The organism is Aeromonas sp. S19(2024), from assembly GCF_041402625.1.
In the GTDB taxonomy this organism is placed as follows: Bacteria; Pseudomonadota; Gammaproteobacteria; order Enterobacterales; family Aeromonadaceae; genus Aeromonas; species Aeromonas caviae.
The window spans coordinates 430,736-453,594 of the sequence record NZ_JBGLQU010000002.1 but is presented as its reverse complement, the minus strand read 5'-3'; the positions used below and the strand labels follow the sequence as shown (position 1 = coordinate 453,594).

Genomic DNA, 22,859 nt, shown 5'->3' with positions numbered 1-22,859 from the left:
GCGAAATAGTGCAAAAAAGCTGGCGCCTTTGATGGGTACGCGAGCGACAGGGCTGACAGGGCACTCGTCCCTGCCACCGGGCAACGGGCTGCAGGAGGGGCGCTGTCATCAAAAAAGGCGCCGCAGCGCCTTCTGGAGACAGGTTGTTGGCTCAGCCTTCCAGCCGTGCCAGACGGGCTTCCAGCCCCTGCAACTGCCCCTTGAGGTGCTCGACCTCTTCTTCGAGCGCTGCCAGTCTGTCTGCCGCCGGTGACACAAGGTTGCCAGCGGGCGCCGCGTCGGCCAGCGCCTGCAGATCCACCTCGCCACTGAACAGGTGCGCGTAGCGGGATTCCCGCTTGCCCGGCTCACGGGGCAGCTTGACCACATAGGGCCCCCGTTCGATGAGGGTGGCCAGCACGGCATCCACTTCGGTCACATCGTCAAAGCTGCACAGCCGGTTGGTGCGCGAGCGCAGCTCACCCGGGGTCTGCGGGCCACGCAGCAAGAGTTCGCAGATAATGCCGAGCTCCTGGGCCGAGAACTTCAGCTCACCGAACTCGGTATTGCAGAAACGATGCTGATAACGGGGCACCCTGGCGTTGAAACCGGCGGTATTGACCACCAGACGGCGGCGGATCAGCTCGTCGATGACGGCGCGAATATCCAGCTCGGCGAGCTCCAGCACGGGTTCCCGGTTGCTCTTCTGGTTGCAGGCATTGACCAGTGCATTGAGCGAGAGAGGGTACTGATCCGGCGTGCAGATCTCTTTCTCAATCAGGCAGCCGATCACGCGGGCCTCTAATGGGCCTAGTACTATCTCCATGTCATACTCCCTTGCCAAACAAGACGTTAAGACGGTTATCTTAACCAAGGCGCTTGCGCCGTCCAGCAGATAACCCCATTTTTGCGAGCCGATGAAACCCTTGCTGCAACCTTGTACAGCAAAACGGCCGCGGTGTGCAGGCGAGGTGAACGGATGGCCGGGAACCTCTTTGGCAACCAGCCCCCTCCCCCTTCAACGAGACGGGCACAAAAACCATCACGGCCGCAAAGGCGGCCGTGATGGTTGAAGGGTTGAGACGGCCCTCACGAAGAGGGCTTGCGCTCCAGGGTCGCGGCCACCTTTCTTGCGGCCGACACGGTGAGCAAAGGCTCACCCGGATAGAGCATCAGGGCGCTTGCCCGCAGGTTGTCCGCCTCCGCCGTGCGCCCCAGGGCATTGAGGGCGATCACCATGTTGGCGTAGATATTGGCCCTCGGGGTATGGCGCACGAAGGCCTGCCCCCAGTCGAGGTAGGCTTCAAGCTCCGCCTGGTTGTTGGCCTGCAGACCGACCATGAGGCGCACCGCGTTCACGTCGAACTCCACCCGGGTCAGCCAGGCCATGGGGTTGACGATGTCGAGCAGGAGCGCAGGCTGCTTGTAACCGCCCCGCTCATACTTGGTCACCACCCAGGCGGTATGCAGGGCGGTCAGCATGAAGGGAATGACGATCAGGGGAATGGCGATGGCCATGAAGCGCAGCAGCAACCAGGGGCGGCACAGATGGTCGCGCCAGTTGCCGTGGTCTTGCTCCTCCACCTCCGCATCCATCGCATACAGGAGCAGCAGCAGCGCCCACCACAGGGCGATGGCGTGGTAGAAGGGGTACTCGGTCTGGGTGTGCAGCAAGATGGGGGTCACCAGCGCAAGCAAGGCGGCGCCCTTGACCCAGCCCGCCCGGCTCAGACGCCACAGCAGGGCTCCGCCCATCAGCACCATGCCCAGCATGGGTGCCAGACCCCCTTCCACCGCCCAGTAGAGAAACTCGTTGTGGGGGTGATCCAGGTTGTACTCGATCTGCACCATGGCCGGGTTCAGCGCCTTGTCGGCCATGTAGTGATGGAGAAACACCGACTCGAAGCTGCCATAGCCCCAACCGGTCCAGGGCATCTGGGCAATCAGCTTGGCGGCGTAGGGCCAGTAGATGGAGCGCATGCCGCCGGACTGGTAGATCTCCAGCCCTCGTCTGGCACCGGCCATCAGGTATTGCGAGGTCAGCCCGAGCAGAATGCCCAGAGCCACCAGCGCGAGCATCCGGCCCAGCCGCCGCTCACGACCCAGCTGGGCAGACAGCAGCAAGAGAGCCATCACGCCGCCAAGTTGCCCGACCCGCGATTGCAGGACCACCAGCAGCAGAGAAGTGGCCAGGATCACCCCATAGCGCAGCCCCTTGAGCCAGGGGTTGGCATCACCGCGCAGCTCCAGCCAGATGGCCAGTGACAGGCCGGTCGCCATGAAGCTCGCCATGACGTTGGGTTGCTGGAAGATGCCATAGGGGCGGTTGGTCTGGGTGTCGTACCCAATCCAGTTGCCCGGCACCAGCAGGTAGTACTGCACCAGGCCGAGCAGCGCCTCGATGGCAACGGCCCCCAGCAGCAGATAGAGCAGCCTGTCTCGCGCCTCGCGGTCGAATCGCCACTGATAGAGGCTTGCCAGAAACAGCAGGCCGGCAAACAGCCCCAGCAGCCGGGGAATGGCATAGTCCTTGAGCTCGAATCCCGGATAGGCCATCGGCAGCAACAACAAGATCCCCCCCAGCCACTGGGCCGTCAGCAGCGGCGAGACCACCAGTCGCTGGCTGAGGGTCACATGCCACAGCCCCAGCGCCATCACCAGGCTGGCGAAGATCCAGCCCCAGGCATTGAACGGCAGATAGAGCCCTGCCCCGCCTGGGTTGTGCATGAAAAAATGCATGCCAAGCAACCAGTAAAGGAGGCTGACAACCCCCAATATCCCTGTCGTCGACATCACCGTCACTGCTCCCTGTTGTGTCATGCTCATGCTCGTTTTCTTCCGACACGCCATACATGAAGGGGGGCAAAGCCCCCCTTGTTCACTTCAATCATCCTTGTGCCGATTCCGGTCGGCGAAACGCATGGCGCACCAGCACGATGCCCACCCCCAGCATGCCACCGAGCAGGGTAGCCAGCACCACGACCAGAGGGCGCTTGGGCTGCTCGCGGCTCAGGGGCTCACTCGGCGAAGCCAGATAGGCGAACGACTGGAAGGGCTGTGCCTCAAGCTTGAGGGCCTGAAGGCTGCCCAACTGCAGGCGCAGGTCGCTCAGCGCCGGGTTGAGGAACTCGGGGTTCTTGATCTCCTTGAGGATCTTGAGCTTCTCGGCGAGGGCGCGCGCCCCCAGATCGATGGGAAGGCTCCCCTGCTCCTGCAGATTCTGCACCGGCGCCTCCAGCCCGGCCGCCTGTGTAATACGCAGACCATATTCGGTACGCAGAATATCGTCTTGCAACTGCTTGAGGGTATCGGCCTTGGCACTCTCGAACTGGGTCTGCAGCGTCTTGATGCGGTTCTGCCAGATGGTATACAGCTCCTTGCCCTTGGCCGCCGACTCCTGATGCTGGATAAAGGCGATGTACTGCTCCAGCCGGGATTTGGCCTCCCCCGCCGTGGCCGCGGCAAAGGAGAGCGTCACATCTTCACGCAATTTGTCCGGTGCCTTGGCGCTGATCCCCTCGGCCATTTTCTTGAGCAGCAGCCGCTTGCCTTTGGGGTCTGTGACGTCGGCCTGCGCGGCCTCGGCATCCAGATAGCCTCTTTCCAGCAGGAACTGGCGCTTGTTGTTGAAGCTGTTGAAGTTGTTGACGAAGTCGCCATAGAGCGCCTTCTTGTCAAAGGCAGTAAAAGCCGCCACCGGTACCTGGGCATTGATCAGCTGATTGATGTTGAGCTCGAGGGACTCCACCTCCTTGAGGGTGGGCGACCTGATCTCGGCCTGGCTGACCCAGACCTGGGGAGCCAGCAGGGCATAGGCGATACCTGCTGCGGCAAAGACGCCTGCGACCAGCAGGATCAGTATTTTCTGGCGCCACAGGACCAGGATCAGCTCACGCAGATCGATTTCATCACCGGAAGAGGCTTGCCAACCCTGGGGCAACTGACTGTCTGAATTATCGAATACTTGTTTGTTCATATCGGGCTCTGAAGATGAGGTGATTGCCAGAGAGGGGCGTGACGGTCTTTCTCTGACAAGCGTAATGGCACATTGTCCATGAGGGGCCACTCAATAGCCAGTGTCGGATCCGACCAGTGAAGGGAGGCTTCCAGCTCGGGAGCGTAATAGTCGGTGCACTTGTAGAGCACCTGGGCCCATTCGCTCTGAACATAAAAGCCGTGGGCAAAACCTGGCGGGATCCAGAGGGAGGTTCCCTCCTCGGCCGAGAGCGACACCCCCACCCACTGGCCCAGGGTCGGGCTCCCGGCCCGCACGTCGACGGCCACGTCGAAGATGGTGCCTGCCAGCACCTGTATCAGCTTGCCCTGGGGCCGCTGGCGTTGATAATGCAGCCCCCGTAGTGTCCCTTGTCGGGAACGACTCAGATTGTCCTGAACGAAGCAAAAATCACCGCATCTGCGGGTGAAGAGATCGTGGCGAAACAGCTCCATGAAGTCGCCCCGCTCATCTGGATGACGCTGGTGGCGGATCTGGATAACATCCGGAATCTTCAATGAAATAAAGTGCATAGGTGTTTTCTTTGGAATAATGGGCAAGGATATATCACCCAATGGAGTGCCTTATCAATCCCAATCGGGGTGCATTTTGCCAAAGGGCTCTTGCAACAGACGCAACAGATAGGCGCCATACCCGCTTTTTGCCAGTGGCTGTGCCAGTGACGCCAGCGCCTCGTCCGAGATCCAGCCCTGGCGCCAGGCGATCTCCTCCGGAGCGGCCACCTTGAGCCCCTGGCGTTTCTCCAGGGTCTGGATGAAGCTGCTCGCCTCCTGCAGGCTGTCATGGGTCCCGGTATCCAGCCAGGCAGCACCACGCCCCATGAAACAGACCTCCAGACTTTGCTGTGCCAGATAATGGAGATTGACATCGGTGATCTCGAGCTCTCCCCGTGACGAAGGGCGCAGGCCCCGGGCAATCTCGCTTGCCGTGGCATCGTAGAAATAGATGCCCGTCACCGCGTATTGACTGGCAGGAGATGCTGGCTTCTCGACGATCGACTCGACCCGCCCCTCACCGTCGAACCCCAGCACACCGTAACGTTCGGGATCCTGTACATGATAGGCAAACAGGGTGGCGCCTTGCGTCTTGGTGCTCGCGCGCTGCAACTGGCGGGGCAGCTCGGTGCCATAGAAGATGTTGTCCCCCAGAATGAGGCAGCAGGGGTTGCCGGCCAGAAAGGGTTCGGCAATGAGCAGCGCCTGGGCCAGCCCGGCAGGCTCTTCCTGCACCGCGTAGCAAAATTGCATCCCCCACTGGCTGCCATCCCCCAACAGCAGCTCGAAGCGGGACAGATCCAGCGGCGTGCTGATGATGAGAATCTCGCGGATACCCGCCTGCATCAGGGTTGAGAGGGGGTAATAGATCATGGGCTTGTCATAGACCGGCAGCAGTTGCTTGCTGATGGCCAGCGTCGCCGGATAGAGACGGGTGGCGGATCCCCCGGCCAGGATGATGCCTTTACGCTGGTGCATGGAACACCTCCAGAGGAAAACAGAGAGCCATCAAGACACGCGTCATGTCATTCACCTTCACACTGACTGGCAAGCCAGCGGCTCATCAGCCCTTCCCAGGCCGGGATCTGGATCCCGAACACAGTGGCAAACCGTCGACAATCGAGCCTGGAGTTGGATGGCCGACGGGCTGCCTGGGGCCAGTTTGCAGATGGAATGGGTTTTATCGGAACGGGCTGCGCCAGCAGACCAAGCCGACAACCTTCCTCAACCAGGGCCGATGCAAAGCCATGCCAGCTCGTCTCGCCTGCGGGGCAGAGATGATAGAGGCCGCCCTTGTCTGGCGCCTTTACGACCTGTGTCAGCGCCAGGAGAACGGACGTTGCCAGCCAGTCCACCTGGGTCGGCGCCCCCCACTGATCCGCCACCACCTCAAGGGGCTGGCCCTCGTTGGCACGGCGCAAGATGGCTCGGGCGAAGTGTGCCTCTTCCCCACCATAAACCCAGCTGGTGCGCACGATCAGATGATGGGGACATAGCCCCTGAATGGCCTGCTCTCCGGCCAGCTTGCTGGCACCGTAGACATTGAGCGGGGCAGGCACATCCACCTCGCGCCAGGGAGCGCTGCCGGAGCCATCGAACACATAGTCGGTGGAAAAATGTACCAGCAGCGCCCCCCTGGCACCGGCTTCCCGGGCAAGCAGTGCGACGGCCTGATGATTGATACGCTCTGCCAGCTCTGGCTGGCTCTGTGCGAGATCGACTGCCGTATAGGCCGCACCGTTGAGGATGACATCAGGCTGATGGCGGTTCAGGGCGCTGATCAGCGCACCGGGGTCGGTGATATCACACGCATCCCTGCCAAGGGCCGTCACCTGCCAATGGGGATAATCCCGGCAAAGGGCAGAAAAAAGGGCTCGTCCCAACTGGCCACGAGCCCCCAGCAACAAGATCCGCATCGGGATTACCGCGCGCCAAAACCGGTCAGGATGGTGCGGATGGTCTTGAACACGATGAGCACATCCAGCCAGAGGGAGAAGTGCTTGATGTAGTAAAAATCGTGCTCGATCTTGATGCGGGTATCATCGGCATCGGCGGCATAACCGTGGACCACTTGCGCCCAGCCACTGATACCGGGCCGCACGATGTGACGGTACATGTAGAAGGGGATCTCCCGTTCGAACTGATCGACGAACGTGCGCTGCTCCGGTCTTGGCCCAATCAGGCTCATGTCCCCTTTAAGGACGTTGAAGAACTGCGGCAGCTCGTCGATGCGCAGCTTGCGGATCACCTTGCCCACCCGGGTGACGCGCATGTCGCCGTCCTGGGCAAACTGGGCGCCGGCTTTTTCCGAATCCTTGCACATGCTGCGGAACTTGTAGATGCGAAAATCCTTGTTCCCCTTCCCTACCCGGTTTTGCAGGAACATCACGGGGCCCGGACTCTCCAGCTTGATGAGGATCGCCGTCACCAGCATCAGGGGGGAGAACAGCGGGATCGCGATCAACGCGGCCAGAATGTCCATTCCACGTTTGATGAAGGCATAGACGGGGGACGGCAAGAGGGAACCAAGCTGGTTCTCGTGCAGATGATCAATCTTCACGCGCCCGGTCAGGGTCTCGCTGATCTGCTTGATGTGATAGACGGGAATGTGAGACAGGGCGCAGCGCGCCAGGAAACGCTCCCACTCACCCGCCAGCTTCTCATCCCGAAGATCTGCCACCACGGCGTCATAACGCACGGCCCCGAGATCTGGTTTGTCCAGCAGACGCCACTGCACACACTCGTGCCGGGTCAGGGCCTGATAGTCCCCAAAGGGCAACAAGGCGTATTTGGGGGTCCGGTAACGGCGGCCGATGAAGTAGGCGAGCCAGCAGCAAAGCAAGGCAACCAGATACGACTCGAACAATACCTGACGGCTGTAAGGCAGCCGCAGGAAGAAGAGAATGCCGACCAGGGCACCATAGAGGGTGGTCACCGTGGGGATCATATAGGCCACGGGACTCGCGCCCGGATAGCGCAGGAAGCGATGCAGCACAATCCCGGTCAGCAGAAACGCCACAAAGGCACCGCTCAGGGTATTGATCCGGACGGCATCGAGGTGATGCCAAAATTCCAGGCCCCATCGCTCAATGGCAGGCAGGCAAACCGCAAGCAAGGCCCCGAAGATGAACAAGGCAGGAGGGCTGAATAACACACGTTCATACCAGCGTGAGTGACGGCGTTGAAAGGACAAAGTTACCCCCAGAGATCGAAATAAAGGTCAAATAAATACATAACTTTCTAATTCTACTCGCGAATTCGTTTTTTCAACGCGATGACGACATAGCTGAGCCAATGATACAAACTATCTGGCAAACTTAACAACAACTTGTGCCGATAGATATGCCACTGCCATTTTGCTGCGGTCAATTTATTTGCAGATAATGAGTTTGAACTCAATCTATAACGAGCAATGATGTCTTGAACGCAGGCAGCCTTTTTTGCAACCTTCATTATTGCAAGCCACATCAGGTAATCTTCATGCCCACAGCGCTCTTGGTAAAATGTGCCAAGCAGTTCGCGGTTATATATTCCCGTCAGATTTCCGATCCGGTTGCTGTTCAGCATATCCTTGTAGCTGAATTCCATCGGACTGGTTCGCACTGCCACGGTGCGATCAATGTCATCAGAGAGAAAAGTAGAGTAATTGCCACACACCACAGCATACCCTTGCTCCAGCAAAGATATCTGTTTTTCCAGTTTGTTTGATTCCCAGAGATCATCACTATCCAGAAAAGCAATATACTTGCCCTTGGCTGATTGAATGCCGACATTGCGGGCATTGGCTACACCACCATTATCCTTGAGCAGGATATATTCGATTCTATCATCGTGGATATCTGCCACAACATTCGCTGTGTCATCTGTTGATGCATCATCAACAATATAGAGGCGCCAATCGCCAAATGATTGGGACAATACAGATTCAACACTATGCCTTATATATCTTGCCGCATTATAAGCGGGCATGATAATAGACACTGATTCAAATGGCATTTATATCAACCTCATCCACTGTTTGACAATGATCTCGGGTGAATAGCGCTCTGCTGCAGACAAGGCTGCGAGCTGCATGTTTCTTCGTGCATCATCCGAGTTCATTAAAAAGACCAACTTCTCCTTGTATGCTTCCATGTCACCATCCGATACCAGGAATCCATCAACACCTTCGCTGATAATTTCTCTTGGCCCGGTCTTGCAATCAAATGCAACCGCCGGCAATCCAAAAGACTTCGATTCTATCAATACCAGAGGAAGGCCTTCATAATGGGAGGTCATCGCCAGAATGCTCGCATTGGCATACTCAATGTCAATGTTCTTGGCAGCGGGGAGCAAGGAAACTGTGTCAGCAAGCGCATGATCATCGACAATCTTTTGCAACTTGTCGCGATCCTCTCCATCTCCGATGATACGCAGCTCCCACCCCTTTTTATCGTCGATAGCAGCCCAGATATGCAATAAACGATCAAATGCTTTTTGATAGGTGAGACGACCAACCGCCAGGACGACTTTTTTCTTTTGTGCCAGGCTATCTGCACCTTGCACCGGAAATGCACTGGCGTTGGAAATAACACTCACATTGGCTTTGACCTTTCCATCGAGAATGGATTGATCATGTTGTGTCAATAACACCAACTCATCCGCAAGATGATAGCTTAAGCGTTTTAAAGCACGAATCCAACAAGGTGAAGTTTCGTAGGCTACATGCTCACTTAGAATAATTTTACTCTTGTGGCGCAACAAGAAATGAATAATCGATAATTGAAATGAGAGCCGCCCCATGGAGATTGATATCAATATATCACAGCAATGATTTTTTAGAAATTTTGCCAAAGCATACTGTGATGTAGACCCAACTACTTGACATGTGACTGACTCATTTAGATGATAGTATGGCTCTTGTTTGTTTAGTGTTAAAGATATAAGTGCAACATCGTAGCCTAATAACGAAAAACTATTAGCCAAAAATGATGCTACGCGTTCCGTTCCACCTGAACAACTAATATCATTAATGAAGATAGATATTTTTTTATTTTTTTGCATAGTTTGCCACTATATAAACTAACGACCTAATGGTATGAAATACATATCAACAAGATAAGGTGATTGAAAACCAATCGATATAACTAGCTGTAATACAAACACCGCAATACAGATAAATGTTGCAACACCAGAAGAAAATCTACTTGCTATTACCATTGGTAGCATGAAGACTTCGGCATATGAAAATGCTGTTGACAAACGTCCACTCAGAATACCAAAATCAGAAAAACCTATTCTCGTTGATATTGCTACAGACTGCATAAAAAACATAAATCTAAATAAATTGTCATTCCAAAGTTTCATGGGTGACATTATGAGCACAAAAACAAATATGCCTACTGTTCTAATAACAGGAAGGGTTAATATACCGACAGGATCTGAGAATTTTTCGGATGCAGCATAACTCTGCAATCTAGATGACATACCAATCAGCATATCAAGTAGTAAAAATTTAAATACAACAATCAAAAATATCATCATCACTGAGCATAAAAATATAACTTTCTTTCCTTTAAAAAGGGATGATGAATTAAAAATAAAGAAAACAAGAGAAAACAAAAACAATATGAATGCTGACTGATGAAAACACGATGCGCATAACATCAATGCAAATAGATAAGTAACTCTCTTGAATACAAGATAATGCGAAATAGCAAAAAAAGCTATACTAATAGCCAATCCTTGGCGCATCTGCATAAATTGCTGCATAAAAAAATATGAACTTGATATATAAAATAAAAAAATCAGGTGATATTTTACATGCGTTAGCTTTGTTGTTTTATATATGAAAATAAAATTCAAAAATGAAAACAATGAAAAAAGAACAAATGAAGAGTCAGAAATTAAAGATACAACATAAGCATACCATCCAAAGCCAATCTCAACACCTGATAACATATAAAAATCAGATGGACTAAATAGTGGATAGCTATTTATATCAAGAAACAATCTGTAGTATATTTGTGTATCGGGAGTCCCTCCCCTCATTCCCACTATAAGTATAATAGGCAGGGACATTAATATCGATATCACAAAGCTCTTCTTAATTACCATGGTAGCACTCTATAATGATCATATATATTTAAACCCTTGCCGACATTAACGTTTGCTGGAGGTTTTTTATAATTTCCTTCCATGATATCCGTGTTACTAAAAGCTTTAGGTTGATATATAGCATTGAGGGTCGCAAAAACTATTTCATTAATGTCATCCACGCCTCAAGCTTTAATAGGTTGAAAATTGTGACACAAGCACTTAAATATAAAAACGCTCATACTAATAAGAGCAATTAAATTCTATATTGTTATGGTTTTATAAGTAAAATCATAATCAAAACCTGAAGTCTCTATGTCAAAAACATAATTAACAACACCACGATGTGAGCTCATATTTATTTGAACTGAACTTCCAAAACCATATAAATTTATTGTTTCATATCTTTTTAACAAAGATAGAATTTTGCTTTCAGCAATCTCAGGCCCATCGATACGCATTCCATTTATAAAGAAGTTATGTGTATCTCTTGGGTGTGGGATATAATAGAAATCTTTATCGGCAAAAAAGCATGACAATTTTTTAATTATTACCTCATTATCCGAAAACACCTCATCATAAACTGTACCTAACAATACATTGGCGACTGAGTTTTTGTCGTTAGTTTCCTTTCGGCCATCAGAACATTGAGCAGGAAACTCAAAATCAATATATGTTGTATTGGGTACTATATTTTTTTTATTCTTATATACGGTATAATGAGAACGAATTATTGATTTCGTTTTTCTCAAGTCATATTTACAACCTGTCAATCTGAACAATATCCGTTTAAAATAACCTCTCTGTTCAATGTAATATGTAGAGTTTCTATTTAAATTAGCAGACCCATCATCAAAAGAGTAAAAATTGTCAAATTTTATAAACGATAAAATACTGTGTGTGAATACACTATCAACAGAGGCACTGTAGACAGATTGGTAATACCTACCTTTGAATAGACGCCTGATGTCTAATATATGATAAGGATAACGCTTGTCACTAATATAGAGTTGTGATGAAATAGCGTGCTTCTTAACTTGCTCAAAGTAATATTCTACTTGTGCAGTTTTATTTTTACAAAAATAAAAAAAATCGAAGTTTGTTATTATTCCTTTGGCAACCAAATTGATAATCTGCAAAGCTTGAAATGGTGTATTACAAACAACTAAATTCATAGTTTCCCACCTTGAGGTAACCATGGCATAGCTAGAACAAAACTTGAATAAAGCCAAGTGCTAATGAATTGAATGAATTTGGTAATAGCGAACGCCCATGCAGCCCCAATCAAACCGAACGAGTTAACTAGTAGTAGTAATAGTCCAACATTGATGATGCCGGATGTAATGGTAATTAAAGATAACCCACTATTTTTCTTAGCATAAAAAATATAATTAGTCACCATTAAATACATACCACCAAATATTTGCCCTAAACAAAGCCAGCCAATTATCTCTCCTGCTTTTCTAAACTCTTCTCCAGCAATGAAACATAAAGCCCAAGGCCCAATCAAAAAGGGAATAGGAGCGATGGCTAGTAAAAATATGAAATATAGATAAGTATAGTTAACGACTCTACGTTTTTCCGCCATTTCATCATGCTTTAATATTTCAAATAACCAAGGCACATAAGCCTTGTTTAGCGCATCAAATACAATATTAAATGCCATGCTTAATTGGACCGCAACCATATATATACCAGCATGACCAAGCCCTAACTTTTGATTGATTACAAAGCGATCAATTGCTGATAGCAAAAAAAATCCGAAAACATGAGGGATTAATGGAATTCCGAATTGCAGTGCTTGCTTAATATAATCTACACGCAAGGAATACAGATGAACCAACCCATCTTTCATTAATAGATAAACTGCAACAACAGTAGACAATCCAGCAGCAATTATTTGTGCATCAATCCTACCCTGAGCGCCGTGATGTAAGGAGAGGACCAATAGCAATGATAATCCCATATTAAAAAGGCTGTTGCTGATCTGTAGTGCGCCAAATTTAATGGCCTCCCCTCGAATCTGCCATTGCCCTAAACGTAAATTTAAAATGAAATTAAAAGAGCTTAATAGCACAGCACTGTAAATCCAATTAACAGGGATAGACAAATAGCTGACCAACAGTTCAGAAAATAACACACACAGGATAAAAACAATTATCATTGAACCTAATAATATCTGTAAGCAAGCTCCATTGTATAAACCAAGCGCTTTCAAACTATTATTATGCTCATAAAACTTCCGATTAGCTGCACCTACCGTATTTAAACCTACAAATGCAGCCAAGCCTGCCACCAATATTTGAAACATGGCTACTTGGCCATACTCGGCAGGTGAAAGCAGCCGAGTCAATATTGGTAATAATAAAAATGGGATTAATGCATTGATAATATTTGAAATGAGATAAACTAAGGAACTTTTGGCTAAAGACATATTTTATTGGGTGAAGCAAAAGCTTCACCACCTTCTTAAATAAATTCAAATGATAACGGAGTTCCGCGTTTAATATCAACTATAGCCGTTTTGCCAAGGACTTGCTCTAAATACTTCGGAGCCAAACCAAATCCGGGCCTAATGCTACGCACATTATCATTACTTAATACATCCCCAGCTTTAATGTCTCGTATCACATATAGAGAACGCCGAAATTTGACATTTCCTTTTTCGGCTTCAGTACGCGTATAATTTACGCTGCCTAATGCTGACCAAGCAGTTTTAGCATCTTTACATAACGCAGCAAGCTCATGAGGTTCGAGCGAGAAGCTATCATCAGCGCCCCCGCCATTTCTATCCATGGTGACATGCTTTTCGATTAAACAAGCCCCCAAGGCTACCGCGGCCACAGCGGTGGCATTATCGATAGTGTGATCAGACAAGCCAGATAGCACACCAAAACGCTCAGCCATATCGGCAATGGTCCGCAGATTGTATTGATCCGCCGGCGCAGGATAACCGCTGACACAGTGCAACACGACCAACTCTTGGCAACCATTGGACTGGGCAGTAGCAATCGCTTCGGCAATCTCTTCCGCATTGGCCATGCCGGTAGACATGATCATTGGCTTACCTGTTTGCGCCACACGTTTTATCAATGGCAAATCTATCAACTCAAAAGACGCTATCTTGTAGGCTGGTGCGTCAAGATCTTCCAACAAATCAACAGCAGTAAAGTCAAAAGGAGAACTGAAGATGGTGATCCCCAACTCTTTGGCTTTCTCAAACAACGGTTGGTGCCACTCCCATGGCATTTGGGCCTCTTTGTAGAGTTGGTACAAATTTTTACCATCCCATAGCCCACCGTGAATTTGAAATTCCTCACTATCACATTCAAGAGTAATAGTGTCTGCGGTATATGTTTGAAGTTTTATTGCATCTGCGCCCGCTTTTTTTGCCTCTTCCATGATCGCAAAAGCACGATTGATATCACCATTGTGGTTAGCGGAGAGTTCCGCAATAATATATGGTGGATAGTCAGGGCCAATCTTGCGGCCATTGATGGTAATAAACGGCTTGATTATTTTGTCCATAATGGTTCTCTTATAAATTTATCTGGCGCTACCTGCTGGTAGCCAGCGTTAGAAAAAAGGCGCTGCGATGCTATATTTTCGGTCAGTACTGTGGCATGAATCCTGATTTTTGGTAGGCATCTATCAAGTAATTTCAAACCTGTTAATCCAATACCCTGACCATGCTTATTAGGAGCAACAAAAATTGAGATAAGGTAATTGTCAGTACCTAGTTCATCTAGTCTAACTGCACCACAGGGTTCGCTACTTTCAGCATTAATTATCAAAAAGAAATAATCTTGCTGGCACTGTATTTTTTTTTCCATCCAGCTTTTGTGCTCTACCCAACTAGGGGGATTGGGATTAAGCGCATAACGTCTGGTTATTGGATCAGATTGCCACTGATAAATCAGTAGAGTATCATCGATTGATACCGGCCTTAGCCTAAATCCTGATATTTCTGTATTAGCCATAATAGTATTAATGACTCGTTGCACCCCCTTGCCATCACACAACTCGAGATTATTATCTACGTATTCTTTATAATTATTCAACAAGTCATGCAGTGCAGGGATTAATCTACTTTCAATATCAGACTGTTGTACTAATAAAGCAGCTTGATGTGCCAACAATGCTTGGCAAATGGCCTGTTGGTTTTCTGCTATCGGAATTACTATATTTGGTAATCCCAGACAGGCTCGCTCCCAAGTGGTTGTCCCTGGAGCACCGATGGCCAGATCGTGCTCGCTCATCAAGGTTGCCATATCTTGTATAAAATCATGATGAACAACATTAACACGATCATCACACCACGTTTTCACTGCTTGATAGTGTGGTGCTCGAGGGCTTAACAGCACGGTAAATACAGCATTAAACTCACTTAACGCCTTAAGTACTCTTAGCGTCACATTTGGCTCATCAATACCACCAAAGGAGAGTAAAATCCTAGGCTGACGACTGGCAGGGGCTCGTAGTATCCCCTGATTTCTTATTTTTCCAAATTGTGAAGACAGCAAGGCGTATGCAACTCCACTTAATACTACAGGCTGCTTGTCTGATATATTAAAACACTCAAAATAGGCCTCCGGAGTGCGGTCAAGCGTTTGATCCAGAATCAAATCAGCATCATGGGGGCGCACCAGATCATCGATAGACAAAACTTTACAATTTAACGACAGCCTTATTTCCCGTTCCCACTGAGCATTAATTCCATAATGATCAACTATCAGCCAGTCAGCGTATACCACACTTTCTAAAACATCTGCAGCGTCTTGTTGCCATGGCACTTGCAACCAAGAAGAATAATCAGCCCCATGCTCAGGTCTGATAACAGTTGTCAGAGATGGCAAGGCAAGCAGATTATGGTTACGCGCAGCAATCAAATCGAGCAAATCACCATCTTGCGGTCTACAAATAAATGTTACCTGATGACCTGCCGATTTTAAGCCATCGGCTAGCACTAGGCAGCGCATTACATGGCCGGAACCTATCCAACGTGATGCATCGGTGCGAATAAAAAACTTCATGGCTATTACCTTAGCGTAAATAGCTTCTCAGCACGCAGCCAATCATCCTGAGTATCAATATCTTGCACCCTGTGGCTGGGTAATAGAACTACCTGTGTATGCACGGCAAATATAGGTAATTTATTAAGCCAAGCATTAGCCTTTCCCCAATAAAATTGCCCCGCATCATGGTAGGCTTCCTCCAGATCTTGGGAACGAGTTAGTTGATACTCGGGATGAAACATACTCACCCAACCTGACTCATCAAGCTTGATAGCGCGTTGAATCGGAAACGAAAAGCGAGTAGCACTGAAAACAAATTGGCATTCCTTGTTGAACGTTAACAATTCTAATCCCTGGCATAAATCATCAGGCTCAACAAAAGGTGCTGTTGCATAGAGGCAGCATACGTTTTCCGGCACTTGCCCTTGCTGATTTATCAACCAATTAATGGCATGGCTTATCACCTCACCAGTAGTGGCATAATCGTTAGCAATCTCTGCCGGGCGAGTAAATGGCACTTCAGCACCATATTCGAGTGCAACAGCAGCAATTTCAGCATCATCGGTTGAAACAATTATACGTTCAAAACAACCAGCCTTCTTAGCAGCTAAGATGGACCATGCGATCATGGGCTTGCTATGAAATGGTTTGATATTTTTCCTAGGAATACGCTTACTGCCACCACGGGCAGGGATGATGGCAATATTCATTTATTTCCCTTCCAATATCTCAGACAATACGCATACTACTTTATCTTGCTGCTCTTCTGTCATGCCGTGGAACATCGGCAAAGAAATAGCTTCACGATAATATTGCTCTGCCTCAGGAAAATCACCAGATTTGAATCCCATATCTTCGTAATAAGGTTGTGTATGTACAGGTATGTAATGAACATTCACCCCGATACCATTTTCACGTAACGCTTCAAAAACCTCTCGGTGCGTTAATGAAATATTATTAAGCTGAAGTCGTATAACGTAAAGATGCAATCCGGAATGGGTATTTTCTAACTGGAATGGTAAGACTATCGGTAACCGCTTCAAAAGTCTGTTATAACGGTCAGCCAAGCGATGACGAGCAGCGATAAATTCATCAAGGCGTTGTATTTGGGTGATCCCTAATGCAGCTTGTAACTCGGTCATTCGGTAGTTAAAGCCCAAGTCAATCTGTTGATAATACCAACCACCATGACTTTCGCCTTTCATCTGCTCGATATCACGGGTGATACCATGGCTACGTAACAAGGCCATTTTATCAGCTAAATCTTTTTGGTTAGTTACCACTGCGCCACCTTCAGCAGTAGTGATAATTTTAACCGGATGGAAACTAAATACCGTAATGTCGCTGTATCGACAATTGCCAATGGGTTCGTTTAAATAACTACCGCCGATAGCATGTGATGCATCCTCGATAACTTTAAAGCCATATTCAGTTGCCAGACGGGAAATCGCTTCCATGTCACAAGGTTGGCCACATAAATGAACAGGAACGACTATCTTGGGTAAGGTACCGTTGGCTTTAGCTGCAATTAGCTTTTTCTCCAATTGCTTCGGACACAGATTATATGTATCTGGATCTATATCTACAAAATCGACTTTGGCGCCACAATACAAACCGCAATTTGCTGATGCAACAAAAGTAACTGGGCTTGTCCATAAAACATCGCCAGGACCAAGACCCAAAGCCAAACAGGCAATGTGTAGTGCCGAAGTAGCACTATTTACAGCCAACGCATACGCTGCGCCAGTATGGGTTGTTAAATATTTTTCAAATTCAGGGACTTTTGGTCCCTGAGTTAGAAAATCAGATTGTAACACCGCAACCACGCCATCAATATCTTGCTGGGTGATCTCTTGTTTACCGTATGGAATCACGTTTTATCTCACACTTCAAAGTTGGCATCTACATGAGTTTTTATCAATTCCCGCAGAGACTCCACGGTCTCCCACTCAGTGTTAGTACCTGAGTTATATTTGAAACCAAACGGTACTTTTACGGCACTATGATGCTTAATATAGTCTTCTTCTGTATGATTGAATGACACAGAAGGTAAAATTGCGTAATAGCGGCCCAAATCAATTGTGTTCAATGAATCGGTATCTGTAATCATCTCTTCATGCAGCTTTTCTCCTGGACGAATACCAACTACCTTCGTCTTGCATTCAGGAGATATTGCTGTTGCTATATCTAAAATACGATATGATGGGATTTTTGGCACAAAAATCTCACCACCGAGATGATGCTCCAGAGCATACATCACCATATTAACACCATCCTGCAGTGAAATATTAAAACGTGTCATTTCTTCATGGGTGATCGGCAACACACCCTCAGCACGTTTTTTCAAGAAAAATGGTATTACAGAACCCCGAGACCCCATTACATTTCCATAGCGAACTACACTGAATCTTATATTTCGCGAACCTTTGATATTATTTGCTGCTGTAAACAACTTGTCAGAGGTCAGCTTTGTCGCTCCATAAAGATTGATCGGCGCACAAGCTTTATCTGTTGACAACGCTACAACTTCTTTTACTCCACACTGCAAAGCAGCGTGGATAACATTTTCAGCACCATCGACGTTAGTGCGAATGCACTCTGTCGGATTATACTCGGCTGTATCTACTTGTTTAATAGCAGCAGCATGAATAATGACATCGATTCCTTCGCACGCTTGAACCATTCGATTACGATCACGTACATCACCAATGAAAAAGCGCAGTTGTGGATAATCTTTTTGCGGATAATTTAAACGTAACTCAGATTGCTTTAGTTCATCTCGAGAAAAAATGACAATGCGCTTAACTTGGGGGTAGCGCTCAAGGATAGTTTTTATAAATTGTTTACCAAATGATCCCGTACCACCTGTGATTAATACTGTTTTATTATTCAGCATAACAATTCCTATATGTTCTCTCAAATTAAACAAGTTATCACCACATTAGTGATTCCAATACTGAACTTATCAAAAATCAGTATTGCCTATAGGGATTAAAATGTCTTTGGATAACTGCAATGAATATTATCAATATTCATTGTGCTAGTTTTACAAACACCGCGAGCTATCTAAGCACCATTGTACTGTTTTATACAATCCTGACTCAAAACTCTCCTGCGGCAGCCATTTCAATTCAGTGGCTATTTTGCCGGCATCAATGGCGTAACGACGGTCATGGCCGGGCCTGTCGGCCACATGGGTGATTTGATCCCGATAGCTTTTCACCCTTTCCCCGGGCTTTTCTCCCTCAAGAGGAGATGGGGACAAGGGGACCAGTTCGTCGAGCAGATCGCAGATGGTTTGCACCACTTCCAGATTGCGCTTCTCATTGTGGCCCCCGATGTTGTAGGTCTCTCCCACTCGCCCTTTGGTCAGCACCAGCAACAGTGCTCTGACATGATCCTCCACATAGAGCCAGTCGCGGATCTGATCTCCCCGGCCATAAAGCGGGATGGGCTTGCCAGCCAGGGCGTGGGCGATCGTTTGTGGAATCAGTTTTTCCGCATGTTGCCAGGGCCCGTAATTGTTCGAGCAGTTGGTCACCAGCACGGGCAGCCCGTACGTTCGGTGCCAGGCGCGCACCAGATGATCGCTCGATGCCTTGGCGGCAGAATAGGGGCTGCTCGGCGCATACGAGGTAGTTTCGGTGAAAAACGGCAGCGCGGCTCCGGAAGTCAACTCATCCGGATGGAGCAAATCGCCGTATACCTCGTCGGTGGAGACATGATGGAAGCGAAATGCAGCCTTGCGTACCTCGTCCAGATCGTTCCAATAGGCGCGTGCCGCTTCCAGCAACATATAGGTGCCGACGATATTGGTCTGGATAAAATCGGCAGGACCGGTGATGGAGCGATCAACGTGGCTCTCGGCGGCCAGGTGCATTACGGCATCGGGTTGATGGGTTGTAAAGACCCTGTCCACTTCAACGCGATTGCAGATGTCGACCTGCTCGAACACATAACGATCGCTCGTAGATACAGACGCCAGAGATGCCGGATCCGCCGCATAGGTCAGCTTGTCCAGATTGACAACTGAGTCCCGGGTATACCGGATGATATGGCGGACAACGGCAGAACCGATAAAGCCGGCACCACCGGTAACAAGAATTTTCATATCAGTGGGTGTTCATGCATGGTCAGTGAATAGCTGAGGCAGGCAAGGCCATACTTGTATGACCAGTATTCGAGGTCAATATTGCCTGAGAAAACCACGACAGCCAGAAGCTGGCAACTGTGTTAGCTACCGCCCTTGGGTTACAGCTCCCAACATGCTGCTTTTAACCTGATTGTCCGTGCTGTTGGCCATCACATCCTCCAGCTTCTTGTTTTGATTGATGTTTAACAATGTTGTCGCATTACATTGCACACCCAGGCAGTCCACAGCCTGCATTGCTCACATCTTGGGCTATCTGCGCCCCAAACCCGATTCGGGGTCAGATTCTATCTTGTTTAACCCAAAGATGAACAGTCAAAACAATAGGAAAGCGTCTATTGAAATCAGGATTCAAAAAAAACCATTCATGTGATACTGCCCTCCATGAATCCACTCAGCCGTTGCCGGATATTGCCCTGCTTTGTTCCAACATACAGGCCAGGGCATGTAAACATGTTTAATTTCAAACAATTAAATTCATACCTCAAGCGCTTGCAGGCACTCGGGGATGGCCTGATGCCAGCAAGGCCCCCTGCCCCTGTGTATCGGCAGGCTGAAAGCGGCAAGCCGCTTGTGCGATAAGAATGGTCGCGACCAGCCCCTGCACCGGCTCTGACCCTCAACACCCAGAAACCGGCAGGCACGGATAGCGAGCCTGAACACGAGGCTGATGACACAGCGTTGCATCATGGGAAATGCATGAGGAAAGAAGACAGGGATGATTCAGTCCCGATACAGCGGGGTCAGGTAGGATCCGGATTGACTCTCCCTCTTGTTGACCCTCTAATTGACAGCCTGGACCCTCATCATCATGCATCTTATGAAAATCCTACTGGTTGAAGACGACAAGCTGCTCAATCACCACCTCTCCACCCTGTTGACCGAGGCCCAGAACCAGGTTTACAGCACGGACAATGCCCAGGTGGCGCTGCACTACGCAGCAGACTACCCCATCGATGTCGCCATCATCGATCTGGGCCTGCCTGACATGGATGGCCTTCAGCTCATCACCCGCCTGCGCGAGCAGCAGATCCCCTTTCCCATCATTGTGCTGACGGCCAGAGGCAACTGGCAGGACAAGGTGGAAGGACTGGAGGCCGGGGCGGACGACTACCTGGTCAAACCCTTCCAGAAGGACGAACTGCTGGCCCGTCTCAATGCGCTGGTACGCCGCAGCGCCGGCTTCATCTCCCCCAGAGTGAAGGCGGGTGACTACGAGCTGGATCTCTCCCGCAAGGAGCTGACCATCGCCGGCGAGGTCACCGTGCTGACCAGTTTCGAATATCTGATCCTGGAATACCTGATGCGAAATGCCCGTCAGGTGGTCTCCAAACAGCAGTTGCTGGATCAGCTCTATGGGGACGGTGAAGGGGATCCCAACACCATCGAGGTGATGGTGAGCCGGCTTCGCAAAAAACTGGATCCGGAAGGGAGCATCCAGCCCATCTCCACCATCCGCCGCCAGGGCTACATCTTCAACCTCGCCTGTAGCTGATGCGCCTTGCCATGTTGCATCCCCTAGCCCTGATCCGCCGCTCCCTGCACCTCAAGCTGATGCTGAGTGCCATGCTGGTCATCGCGCTCATCATGGCCTTCTCCGTCTACATCCTCTACCTCGGCCATGCCGAGGAGCAGGCCCAGAAAGCCAGTGTCCGCATGCAGGAGAACCTCTCCAAGCTGTTCTCGTCCAAGCAGCCGGAGCCCCACGCAATGACGGATCTTGGCAAGCTCACCCCGGATGCCATCGACCCCAATCTCGACACCCTGATCTGCCGCGCCGACGGGGCGCTGAGCTGGTCCAGCCTTCACATGCCGGAGGTGGTCTCCATCAAGGAGACCATCTGCCGGGATCTGATGAGATACCTGGGGGGACTGGATCAGGACTATTTCTTCAAGCTGCATACCATCAAGAACGGCGAGAGCTACTTCATCTACAGCCTGCGTTTCCTGCGCAATCATGGCGCCGGCCCCACCACCTACTACGTGGTGATGGTCGATTCCGCCCGGCGCTATCAGGCCCAGACCCGCGATTACCTCTACCGCTGCATTCGCCAGGCGCTGCTCGCCTACTGTCTGCTGGGCGCTCTGTTGCTGCTCACCAGTTTCTGGAGCCTCTCCTCCCTGCGCACCATGGCGCGCCAGATTGACGAGATCCGCGCCGGTACGCGAGAGGCGCTGTCAAACGACTACGAGCGCGAGCTGACCCCCCTGACAAGCTCGGTCAACCAGTTGCTGGAGAACGAACGCCAGCAGACCCAGCGCTACCAGCACGCCCTCAACGATCTCGCCCACAGCCTGAAAACCCGGCTGGCGCTCATCCAGATCACCGCCCAGGAGCTCAAGCTCGGCCACGACATCCATGACAACATCAATGAACAGATCACCACCATGGATCAGATCATCCAGTACCAGTTGCGCCGCGCCGTCACCGGGCGAAAGCGCCTCGCGAGCAAGGGCACCGAACCGGTTCCCCTCATCGAGAAGCTGCTGGCCAGCCTCGCCAAGGTCTATCGACACAAGAAGCTGCAGACCGGCTTCCAGTTTGACGACGATGTCTTCTTTCACGGCGAGCAGGGCGATCTGATGGAGCTGATGGGCAACCTGCTGGACAACGCCTGCAAGTTCGCCATCAGTGAGATCCGGGTTCATGTCCGCCACCGGGAGAGGGGTCTGCTCATCGTGGTGGAAGACGACGGCCCCGGCATCGATCCCGGCAAATCGCAGCAGATCTTCCAGCGCGGCGTGCGGGCTGACAGCTCCCCCGGCCAGGGGATTGGCCTCGCCGTGGTGACCGAAATCGTGCACAGCTACGGCGGCGAGATCCGGGTGGATGACTCCCCGCTCGGCGGCGCGAGATTCCACATCACCCTCCCCTGACAGCGCAGGAGCCAGTACCTGGCTCCTGCCGCATTCGGGCGTTGCCATCCCGGTGCTTTCCCTGTCTCACACCTCACTCCTTATGCTTCGACCAGGCCAAGCACATGGCAGCGGGGCTGACGAGCTTGCACCCCCATCAGAAGCTGACCTGCCGCTCCCCTCAGCCCCATGCTCGCGCAGAAACGACAGGCATAAAAAAACCGGCCGCGAGGGCCGGTAAAACAGTTCAGGCTTGTCAGGTGACAATGCGCACC

The 22,859-nt window shown here is 50.0% G+C and carries 21 protein-coding genes; 3 read left to right on the top strand and 18 right to left on the bottom strand.

All coding sequences use genetic code 11. From position 1 onward, the window contains the following. Nucleotides 1-151 precede the first annotated feature (151 nt). From ACB037_RS06415 to ACB037_RS06385, 7 genes are all read right to left on the bottom strand, one after another. Complete coding sequence (locus ACB037_RS06415) at nt 152-805, bottom strand: YceH family protein (protein WP_039040218.1); 654 nt, start codon at nt 803-805, stop codon at nt 152-154. A 263-nt stretch (nt 806-1,068) separates the two neighbouring features. Then, complete coding sequence (locus tag ACB037_RS06410) at nt 1,069-2,772, bottom strand: PglL family O-oligosaccharyltransferase (RefSeq protein WP_139736392.1); 1,704 nt, start codon at nt 2,770-2,772, stop codon at nt 1,069-1,071. Nucleotides 2,773-2,866: 94 nt separating this feature from the next. Beyond that, nucleotides 2,867-3,955: a Wzz/FepE/Etk N-terminal domain-containing protein gene (locus ACB037_RS06405; protein WP_342040369.1), complete on the bottom strand. Its 1,089-nt coding sequence runs from the start codon at nt 3,953-3,955 to the stop codon at nt 2,867-2,869. Beyond that, on the bottom strand, nt 3,952-4,506 hold the full coding sequence (rfbC, locus tag ACB037_RS06400) for a dTDP-4-dehydrorhamnose 3,5-epimerase (protein ID WP_042017517.1): 555 nt from the start codon (nt 4,504-4,506) through the stop codon (nt 3,952-3,954). The genes ACB037_RS06405 and rfbC overlap by 4 nt, the downstream gene beginning before the upstream one ends. 54 nt (nt 4,507-4,560) lie before the next feature. Further along, a complete protein-coding gene (gene rfbA / locus ACB037_RS06395; protein WP_139736363.1) occupies nt 4,561-5,466 on the bottom strand; it encodes a glucose-1-phosphate thymidylyltransferase RfbA in 906 nt (301 codons plus the stop codon). Between the two features lie 47 nt (nt 5,467-5,513). Continuing rightward, nucleotides 5,514-6,404, bottom strand: a complete 891-nt coding sequence (rfbD, locus tag ACB037_RS06390; RefSeq protein ID WP_139736362.1) for a dTDP-4-dehydrorhamnose reductase — start codon at nt 6,402-6,404, stop codon at nt 5,514-5,516. 5 nt (nt 6,405-6,409) lie between these two features. Beyond that, the gene (locus ACB037_RS06385; protein WP_225315733.1) at nt 6,410-7,435 is read right to left on the bottom strand and encodes a sugar transferase; all 1,026 of its coding nucleotides are present in this window, start codon (nt 7,433-7,435) and stop codon (nt 6,410-6,412) included. Between the two features lie 39 nt (nt 7,436-7,474). Here ACB037_RS06385 and ACB037_RS06380 point away from each other — a divergent pair, with 39 nt between their 5' ends. Then, entirely contained in the window at nt 7,475-7,639 is a 165-nt protein-coding gene (locus ACB037_RS06380; protein WP_225315731.1) for a hypothetical protein, read from the top strand. Between the two features lie 95 nt (nt 7,640-7,734). Here the strand turns inward: ACB037_RS06380 and ACB037_RS06375 are convergent, their stop codons facing one another. The 11 genes from ACB037_RS06375 to rfbB all read right to left on the bottom strand — a co-directional run bounded on the left by ACB037_RS06375 (nt 7,735) and on the right by rfbB (nt 19,689). Then, nucleotides 7,735-8,484: a glycosyltransferase family 2 protein gene (locus ACB037_RS06375; protein ID WP_319858919.1), complete on the bottom strand. Its 750-nt coding sequence runs from the start codon at nt 8,482-8,484 to the stop codon at nt 7,735-7,737. Further along, on the bottom strand, nt 8,485-9,531 hold the full coding sequence (locus tag ACB037_RS06370; RefSeq protein ID WP_319858920.1) for a glycosyltransferase family 4 protein: 1,047 nt from the start codon (nt 9,529-9,531) through the stop codon (nt 8,485-8,487). 18 nt (nt 9,532-9,549) lie between these two features. Continuing rightward, the gene (locus ACB037_RS06365; RefSeq protein ID WP_261999554.1) at nt 9,550-10,584 is read right to left on the bottom strand and encodes an EpsG family protein; all 1,035 of its coding nucleotides are present in this window, start codon (nt 10,582-10,584) and stop codon (nt 9,550-9,552) included. Between the two features lie 242 nt (nt 10,585-10,826). Then, nucleotides 10,827-11,738: a glycosyltransferase family 52 gene (locus ACB037_RS06360; protein ID WP_319894155.1), complete on the bottom strand. Its 912-nt coding sequence runs from the start codon at nt 11,736-11,738 to the stop codon at nt 10,827-10,829. Further along, the gene (locus tag ACB037_RS06355; protein WP_319894156.1) at nt 11,735-12,997 is read right to left on the bottom strand and encodes an oligosaccharide flippase family protein; all 1,263 of its coding nucleotides are present in this window, start codon (nt 12,995-12,997) and stop codon (nt 11,735-11,737) included. The genes ACB037_RS06360 and ACB037_RS06355 overlap by 4 nt, the downstream gene beginning before the upstream one ends. A gap of 35 nt (nt 12,998-13,032) precedes the next feature. Then, nucleotides 13,033-14,067 carry a pseudaminic acid synthase gene (gene pseI, locus ACB037_RS06350; protein ID WP_218972404.1) on the bottom strand — a complete coding sequence of 345 codons (1,035 nt, stop codon included), beginning with the start codon at nt 14,065-14,067 and terminating at the stop codon, nt 13,033-13,035. Nucleotides 14,068-14,078: 11 nt separating this feature from the next. Then, complete coding sequence (pseG, locus tag ACB037_RS06345) at nt 14,079-15,596, bottom strand: UDP-2,4-diacetamido-2,4,6-trideoxy-beta-L-altropyranose hydrolase (RefSeq protein ID WP_139737849.1); 1,518 nt, start codon at nt 15,594-15,596, stop codon at nt 14,079-14,081. Between the two features lie 5 nt (nt 15,597-15,601). Further along, nucleotides 15,602-16,288, bottom strand: coding sequence for a pseudaminic acid cytidylyltransferase (gene pseF, locus ACB037_RS06340; RefSeq protein WP_139737850.1), 687 nt, complete (start codon nt 16,286-16,288; stop codon nt 15,602-15,604). Beyond that, a complete protein-coding gene (gene pseC, locus ACB037_RS06335; RefSeq protein ID WP_201969368.1) occupies nt 16,289-17,452 on the bottom strand; it encodes a UDP-4-amino-4,6-dideoxy-N-acetyl-beta-L-altrosamine transaminase in 1,164 nt (387 codons plus the stop codon). An 8-nt stretch (nt 17,453-17,460) separates the two neighbouring features. Next, nucleotides 17,461-18,474, bottom strand: coding sequence for a UDP-N-acetylglucosamine 4,6-dehydratase (inverting) (gene pseB / locus ACB037_RS06330; RefSeq protein WP_139737852.1), 1,014 nt, complete (start codon nt 18,472-18,474; stop codon nt 17,461-17,463). Between the two features lie 150 nt (nt 18,475-18,624). After that, entirely contained in the window at nt 18,625-19,689 is a 1,065-nt protein-coding gene (rfbB, locus tag ACB037_RS06325; RefSeq protein WP_371175054.1) for a dTDP-glucose 4,6-dehydratase, read from the bottom strand. A gap of 859 nt (nt 19,690-20,548) precedes the next feature. On the opposite strand from rfbB, the gene ACB037_RS06320 reads away from it, so the two are divergent. Together ACB037_RS06320 and ACB037_RS06315 are read left to right on the top strand one after the other, a co-directional pair. Then, on the top strand, nt 20,549-21,223 hold the full coding sequence (locus tag ACB037_RS06320) for a response regulator (protein WP_041207018.1): 675 nt from the start codon (nt 20,549-20,551) through the stop codon (nt 21,221-21,223). 11 nt (nt 21,224-21,234) lie between these two features. Beyond that, nucleotides 21,235-22,605 carry an ATP-binding protein gene (locus ACB037_RS06315; protein ID WP_371175053.1) on the top strand — a complete coding sequence of 457 codons (1,371 nt, stop codon included), beginning with the start codon at nt 21,235-21,237 and terminating at the stop codon, nt 22,603-22,605. The last annotated feature ends 254 nt before the right edge of the window (nt 22,606-22,859 follow it).

Bases quoted from the DNA above. Each gene is read 5' to 3' on its own strand.
- ACB037_RS06415 (WP_039040218.1), bottom strand. From the start codon at position 805: ATGGAGATAGTACTAGGCCCATTAGAGGCCCGCGTGATCGGCTGCCTG.
- ACB037_RS06410 (WP_139736392.1), bottom strand. From the start codon at position 2,772: ATGTCGACGACAGGGATATTGGGGGTTGTCAGCCTCCTTTACTGGTTG.
- ACB037_RS06405 (WP_342040369.1), bottom strand. From the start codon at position 3,955: ATGAACAAACAAGTATTCGATAATTCAGACAGTCAGTTGCCCCAGGGT.
- rfbC (WP_042017517.1), bottom strand. From the start codon at position 4,506: ATGCACTTTATTTCATTGAAGATTCCGGATGTTATCCAGATCCGCCAC.
- rfbA (WP_139736363.1), bottom strand. From the start codon at position 5,466: ATGCACCAGCGTAAAGGCATCATCCTGGCCGGGGGATCCGCCACCCGT.
- rfbD (WP_139736362.1), bottom strand. From the start codon at position 6,404: ATGCGGATCTTGTTGCTGGGGGCTCGTGGCCAGTTGGGACGAGCCCTT.
- ACB037_RS06385 (WP_225315733.1), bottom strand. From the start codon at position 7,435: ATGATCCCCACGGTGACCACCCTCTATGGTGCCCTGGTCGGCATTCTC.
- ACB037_RS06380 (WP_225315731.1), top strand. From the start codon at position 7,475: ATGCAGCACAATCCCGGTCAGCAGAAACGCCACAAAGGCACCGCTCAG.
- ACB037_RS06375 (WP_319858919.1), bottom strand. From the start codon at position 8,484: ATGCCATTTGAATCAGTGTCTATTATCATGCCCGCTTATAATGCGGCA.
- ACB037_RS06370 (WP_319858920.1), bottom strand. From the start codon at position 9,531: ATGCAAAAAAATAAAAAAATATCTATCTTCATTAATGATATTAGTTGT.
- ACB037_RS06365 (WP_261999554.1), bottom strand. From the start codon at position 10,584: ATGGTAATTAAGAAGAGCTTTGTGATATCGATATTAATGTCCCTGCCT.
- ACB037_RS06360 (WP_319894155.1), bottom strand. From the start codon at position 11,738: ATGAATTTAGTTGTTTGTAATACACCATTTCAAGCTTTGCAGATTATC.
- ACB037_RS06355 (WP_319894156.1), bottom strand. From the start codon at position 12,997: ATGTCTTTAGCCAAAAGTTCCTTAGTTTATCTCATTTCAAATATTATC.
- pseG (WP_139737849.1), bottom strand. From the start codon at position 15,596: ATGAAGTTTTTTATTCGCACCGATGCATCACGTTGGATAGGTTCCGGC.
- pseF (WP_139737850.1), bottom strand. From the start codon at position 16,288: ATGAATATTGCCATCATCCCTGCCCGTGGTGGCAGTAAGCGTATTCCT.
- pseB (WP_139737852.1), bottom strand. From the start codon at position 18,474: ATGCTGAATAATAAAACAGTATTAATCACAGGTGGTACGGGATCATTT.
- rfbB (WP_371175054.1), bottom strand. From the start codon at position 19,689: ATGAAAATTCTTGTTACCGGTGGTGCCGGCTTTATCGGTTCTGCCGTT.
- ACB037_RS06320 (WP_041207018.1), top strand. From the start codon at position 20,549: ATGAAAATCCTACTGGTTGAAGACGACAAGCTGCTCAATCACCACCTC.
- ACB037_RS06315 (WP_371175053.1), top strand. From the start codon at position 21,235: ATGTTGCATCCCCTAGCCCTGATCCGCCGCTCCCTGCACCTCAAGCTG.